At 59.1% G+C, this 5,474-nt stretch carries 6 protein-coding genes; all 6 read right to left on the bottom strand.

Annotated features, from left to right (window positions below; genetic code table 11):
• Window positions 1-206: 206 nt before the first annotated feature.
• The gene (locus WA989_RS15840; protein ID WP_424341447.1) at window positions 207-728 is read right to left on the bottom strand and encodes a flavin reductase family protein; all 522 of its coding nucleotides are present in this window, start codon (window positions 726-728) and stop codon (window positions 207-209) included.
• Window positions 729-786: 58 nt separating this feature from the next.
• Window positions 787-1,956, bottom strand: coding sequence for a CaiB/BaiF CoA transferase family protein (locus WA989_RS15835; RefSeq protein ID WP_424341446.1), 1,170 nt, complete (start codon window positions 1,954-1,956; stop codon window positions 787-789).
• On the bottom strand, window positions 1,953-2,645 hold the full coding sequence (locus WA989_RS15830) for a VOC family protein (RefSeq protein ID WP_424341445.1): 693 nt from the start codon (window positions 2,643-2,645) through the stop codon (window positions 1,953-1,955). Before WA989_RS15830 ends, WA989_RS15835 begins: the two co-directional genes overlap by 4 nt.
• A gap of 42 nt (window positions 2,646-2,687) precedes the next feature.
• The gene (locus tag WA989_RS15825) at window positions 2,688-3,485 is read right to left on the bottom strand and encodes an enoyl-CoA hydratase/isomerase family protein (protein ID WP_424341444.1); all 798 of its coding nucleotides are present in this window, start codon (window positions 3,483-3,485) and stop codon (window positions 2,688-2,690) included.
• A gap of 43 nt (window positions 3,486-3,528) precedes the next feature.
• Window positions 3,529-4,728 (bottom strand): acyl-CoA dehydrogenase, encoded by a 1,200-nt coding sequence (locus tag WA989_RS15820; protein WP_424341443.1) that lies wholly within the window; start codon window positions 4,726-4,728, stop codon window positions 3,529-3,531.
• Between the two features lie 43 nt (window positions 4,729-4,771).
• Window positions 4,772-5,474, bottom strand: a 703-nt coding sequence (locus WA989_RS15815; protein WP_424341442.1) for a TonB-dependent receptor domain-containing protein, incomplete at its 5' end; no start/stop codon positions are given.

Here is a 5,474-nt window from a genome sequence, read left to right as displayed (position 1 = left end):
CACGGTAGGTCGTTCGCTCGATATGTCCTTCGACGCGTCGCGTGACGATTTCCCTTGTCGGGTTCACATGATTGGCGTGCTCGATCAGCTTGTTCACCGTCAGCGGCCAAGACTGCATGATACCCTTCATCGCGGTTCCTCTTTCCCTGTGCGAGCAGCTTTCCAGTCCGCTCTTTTACTCTGTATACGCATTTGTTTCCCTGCCGTCACGACCACATATCGACAAGGATATGCCAGGCTTCCTGTCCGCTGAGCTGGCTCGCCGGCGTGAAGTGCCCGAAACGGCTTTTCTGGAACACAAGCGGCGCGGCCTCCACGATCTCGGCCTCCCTGATCTCGCCAATGATGATCGTGTGATCGCCAGCCACATGCAGGTCTGCGACGCGGCATTCGACACGGGCCAGTGCCCCGTCGATTTTTGGCGTGAGCTCACTGGCCCCGTCGCCGCGCTGCACCAGGCCCGATGCGCCGGACCGGGCAAACTGCATGGCTGTGTCCTCCTGCCCTTCACTCAGAATATGGATCGAGAACGGCGTGCCGTCTGAGAAGGTCGAGAGGTGCCGGCTGCGATTGTCGAGGCACCACAGCACCAGCGCCGGCTCAAGCGAAACCGAAGTGAACGAATTGGCCGTAATGCCGACAGGCGCGCCTTCATCATCATAGGCTGTCACGACTGTGACGCCCGTCGCGAACGCACTGAAAATCTGGCGAAGATCGCGTTGGTCCATGATCACGCCCCGTCGGTGCGCGCGGCGGCACTCTTTACCGGGCCATATCCGATCAGCGTCATTTCGCCTCCCGGGGACCGGCAATTGCCCCGGCCTCATGCAACCGTTGAATGTCTTCGCTACTAAAGCCGTACCCGGTCAGGACATCGTCCGTATGCGTTCCCGGCGCCATGGACGGCGTACAGTCTCCCGCTGGCGTCCGGCTGAACCTTGGCGCTGGTGCCGGCTGGACGGACCCATCAACGTCGACGAACACGCCTCTGCTCTTATTGTGAGGATGCGAAGGCGCTTCCGTCATGCGCAGGACGGGCGCAAAGCAAACATCGGTGTCCTCCAGGATCTCGGTCCATTCGTCCCGGGTGCGGGTCTTGAAAACCGCCTCAAGCATGGCGCGCTGGTCGGGCCATTGTCGCGGATCATTGCGATTGCCGAATGTTTCTTCATCCACGTCCAGCCGGGCCATCAACTCTGCAAAGAATTGCGGCTCGAGGGAGCCAATCGTGATGTGCTCGCCGTCAGAACACTCATACACCGCATAGAATGGCGCCCCACCATTGAGGATGGTTTCGCCGCGTTTTTCCTGGAACATGCCTTGGGCCAGCATGCCGTGAACGCCCGCTGTCAGCAGAGCGGCACCGTCCACCATCGCTGCATCGACGACCTGTCCCTGGCCGGACCCCTTCGCCTCCATCATCGCGCACACCATGCCGAAGGCCAGCATGAGGCCGCCGCCACCAAAATCACCAACCAGGTTGAGGGGCGGGACGGGCGGTCCGTTCTTCTCGCCAATACTGTAGAGGGCGCCGGCCAGCGCGATGTAATTGATATCGTGGCCGGCTGTCTGGGCGAGAGGGCCGTCCTGGCCCCAGCCGGTCATGCGTCCAATGACGAGACGCGGATTGCACTTCAGCAATTCCTCAGGGCCAAAACCGAGCCGCTCGAGCACGCCTGGCCGGAACCCTTCTATCAGGCCGTCGGCCTGTTCGAGCATCTGCATCAGGGCCTGTTTGCCATCCGGATGCTTGAGGTCGAGCCGCACCGTCTTGCGATTGCGGGCGAGGACGTCAAATTTTGCCTTAACGCCGATCCCGCCACCGCCGCTGGTCCGGTCGATCCGGATGACGTCCGCCCCCATATCGCCGAGCAGCATCGCGCCAAATGGGGCCGGCCCCAATCCGGCAAGCTCGATGATCCGCAAGCCGGCCAGCGGTCCTTTCCTGGCACTCATGATTTGCCACTTACGGGTGGCTCGTTTTCGCTCGCATCCCAGATGTCCTTGTCCGGCAAGGCCATCAGCTTTTCGTAGATACCTGGCGGATAGTTCGACATGTGCGGGCCCGGCCCGCTCGTGTCTGGCTGGCCGACGTGTTGCTCGGGCACATCGAATTCCGGCGGATTCAGGTAACGCGCCAACTCTTCATCATTGATACCCGCGCGCGAAACCACGTCCGGGTCGATCCAGCTTTTCGGCTCAATCGGCCCTTCCGAGCAGGACAGTTCCAGCGCAAGGCCTTCAGGTCCGGCAAAATAGATGGATTTGCAGAAGCCATGATCGACCGGCCCGAGCACCGGCACGTCCTTGGACCGCAAGCGTTTCTGCATACGGAACAATTCGTCCATATCGGCGACTTTGAGGGCGATGTGCTGTGTGGTCCCAGCTGCGCTCGGCGCTGTCGGGTTGCCCGCATGCGTTTCCCCAAGCTTCGGGGCGACCTTTCCAACCAGCGGGCTCTGCACAAACGCAACCGAGCTTTCGTCATTCATCCTGAGAAAGCCGTGCCAAGTCTCCTTGGCGCCGTGCATCCAGTAAAGGGCAACCAGCTCCATGCCGAGCTTGTCGGTGAAGAAGTCGATCTGTGCCTTTATGTCCGCTGTACTGATCGCGAGATGATGCAGTCCCTGCACTTTGTTATCCATGATCAACTCCTTTCGATTTGTGTCTGATTCCCGCTCTGAGGCTCAGCGTCCCCGATAGACGGGCTTGCGTTTTTCCAGGAATGCCTTTGGCCCTTCGATGGCGTCCTCGGTGGCATGAACGCGCGCCGAATATTCGGACTCGATTGCGAGAGCCTGTTGTTCGGGAACACCCGTACAATCGCGAAACGAACTGCGGATGGCCTGAACCGCCAGCGGCGCATTCGCCGCGATCTTCTCAGCGATCTTCATCGCTTCTTCCATCAGGCTGTCGGCAGAAACGATGGCGTTCACCATTCCATATCTGAGCGCATCTTCCGCCGAAAATGAGTCGCCGGTCAGTAGCGCGTGCATCGCATGGGCAAACGGAATCTGGTCGCGCAGGCGCACCGTCGATCCGCCGCCCGGGAACAGTCCGACTTTCACTTCCGGAATCCCAAAAGTCGCATTCGGCACACAGATCCGAATATCGGTATTAAGCACCATCTCCATGCCGCCCGCGACAGCATGCCCGTTGACCGCAGCGATAACCGGCTTGCCGACATCGGTCTTGAACGGACCGCCAAACTTGCGGATTTCGAGCCAGCGCTTTTCCCATTCAGTCTCGGGCGGACGGGCGCCCGTCATCAAGGGGATGACGGCGTCCAGGTCGCCGCCTGCACTGAAGGCTTTTTCGCCTGCGCCTGTAAGGATCACGACGCGAATGTCTTCAGACCGGCGGACCTCTTCGAATGTATCGATCAGGCGCACCGCCATTTCGGCGTCCATCGCATTCAGCTGCTCAGGACGATTCATGGTGATCAGCGCGATCGACCCGCGAACCTCGAGATCGACTACCGCCATCTCACAGCCTCCCGGAGCGAAGCCAGCCGCAATTCCAGGACGATCATACCAGGATCCCCGGTATTTCCTCGCCCAGCATCGCTGCGCCATGAAGTTCGAGGCGCGCATCAAGATCGAACACAATGTGTGCGCCCACTGTGTTGATATCCCGGGCGGCCCGTCCAAGCGGGCTCGACTGGAAATGACCAGAAGCGCCAGCGGCCTCGCACACATAAGCAATCACGCTCTTGCACTGATCGACCGCGAAGGCGAGCTGGGTGGCCCAGCGTGTCCGGTCCAGCCGGGTCGCATTCTCGCGCAGCTCCATAACGTCCTCGACGAGATTTCGAAGAAGAAGATAAATCTGATCGACCCGTACTTCGGCATGGGCGAGGCGCATCTTGCTAGCGGTGCCAACCCGCCGCGTGCCGTGATTTTCCATCCGGTCGTGCAGGCGTTCCTGGAACATTCGCACGCAGGCCCGCGCCTGTCCGAGGGCTGGCATGGCTGCGGCCAAGCCAAGCGTCGGCAGCATCGGCGTCTTGTACACAGGGCTCGGGTGTACCTTGGCTCCGGGCGCTTCGCCCTCGATCATTGCCTTGAAGGACAGCATTCTGTGCTCTGGAATGAATTTATCCTTGATCAGAACATCGTTGCTTCCAGTGCCCTGCATGCCGTCTACGAACCAGACGTCTTCAACCTCGACTTCTGATCGCGGCAGCGCGAAGAAGACAGGCGCCCGCTTGCCATCCTCGCCGGTCACGATAGCGGCTGGCAGCACCCAGTCGGCATGCATGATCCCAGTGCTCCAGGACCAGCGCCCGCTGAGCCTGAAACCGCCCTCTTCTTTGGTCACCTGTCCGGTCGGTGACAACATGGCTGGCGCCAGAGCATAACTATTGTCTGCGAACAATTCGTCCTGAAACTGTTCTGGAAACAGGCAAAAGATCCACACATGCTCGATATAGAAATTGGCAACCCAGGCCATTGAGGCATCGCCCTCACTGAGAGCGAGCCCAACCTCGAAAAACGTATCCAGATCCATCTCGAAGCCACCATATTTTTTCGGTGACATCAGCTTGAAAATTTCCGCGTCCTTCAGGGCCTGAATAACGTCATCTGTCGGCCGTCGAAGCTTTTCAGCTTCCCCCGCCTGCGCAGCGAGCAGCTTGGACAGATCGCGCGCTCTTTCGATCATTTCAGCACTGGTGGGTACGCTTTTGCTGTCGACGCCATTTTGAAGCACTGCTGCTTTTGCCGTCATGAGTATTCTCCTTTTGGAATTGAAAGCGCCCTGATGCGCATCGCTACTGGAACCGATACTTGACCTGAAACGCCAATGTTCGCGGCGGATCCACATATTGTTGGTAGTTGTTGCCCAAGAGGTTGGACAACGGAATGTCGTCGCCAAAATGAGCGGTCGTTTCGTCTGTTAGATTCTTGCCGACCAGGGCCAGCGTCCATGTGTCATTGGGCGACGTAAATGTCAGAGACGCGTCGACTTTTGAGAACGCGTCCTGGGCGACAGCCGGATCGAGGTCGCCAGCGGTCGAAAACTCAGTCGTATGGAAGACCTTGCCCTGAAGCTCGTAACCCCAACCGGAAGAGAGTGTATCTGCCCAGCTTGCGTTCAATGCTCCAGAGAATTCCGGCGCATATGGCAGCGTTTTACCTGACAGGTCACAAACAGTTCCCTGACCGCAGGAGCACGGACCTGCCTCATACGAGTCGTATTCGGAGTTCAGAAACGTGCTGGAAACGCCCAGAGTGAGCTGATCAGTGGCCGCAAACTGGCTCTGAAACTCCAGTCCCGAAGATGTTGCCGAAGCCGCATTGCCCACCAGGAGCGCAGCGACGCCATCGAAGATACTGACCTGCAGATCGTCGTATTCGGAATAGAACGCCGCGGCTTCAAAGCGAAGCCGGCGATTCAAAGTTTCGCCTTTCAGGCCAATCTCGTAGCTGTCAGCGGTTTCATCGTCGAAGATGATCCGATCGAGAATCCCGCTG

The organism is Henriciella sp., from assembly GCF_049649345.1.
In the GTDB taxonomy this organism is placed as follows: domain Bacteria; phylum Pseudomonadota; class Alphaproteobacteria; order Caulobacterales; family Hyphomonadaceae; genus Henriciella.
The sequence above is the reverse complement of the archived record's forward strand: the minus strand, read 5'-3'. Positions and strand labels throughout refer to the sequence as shown.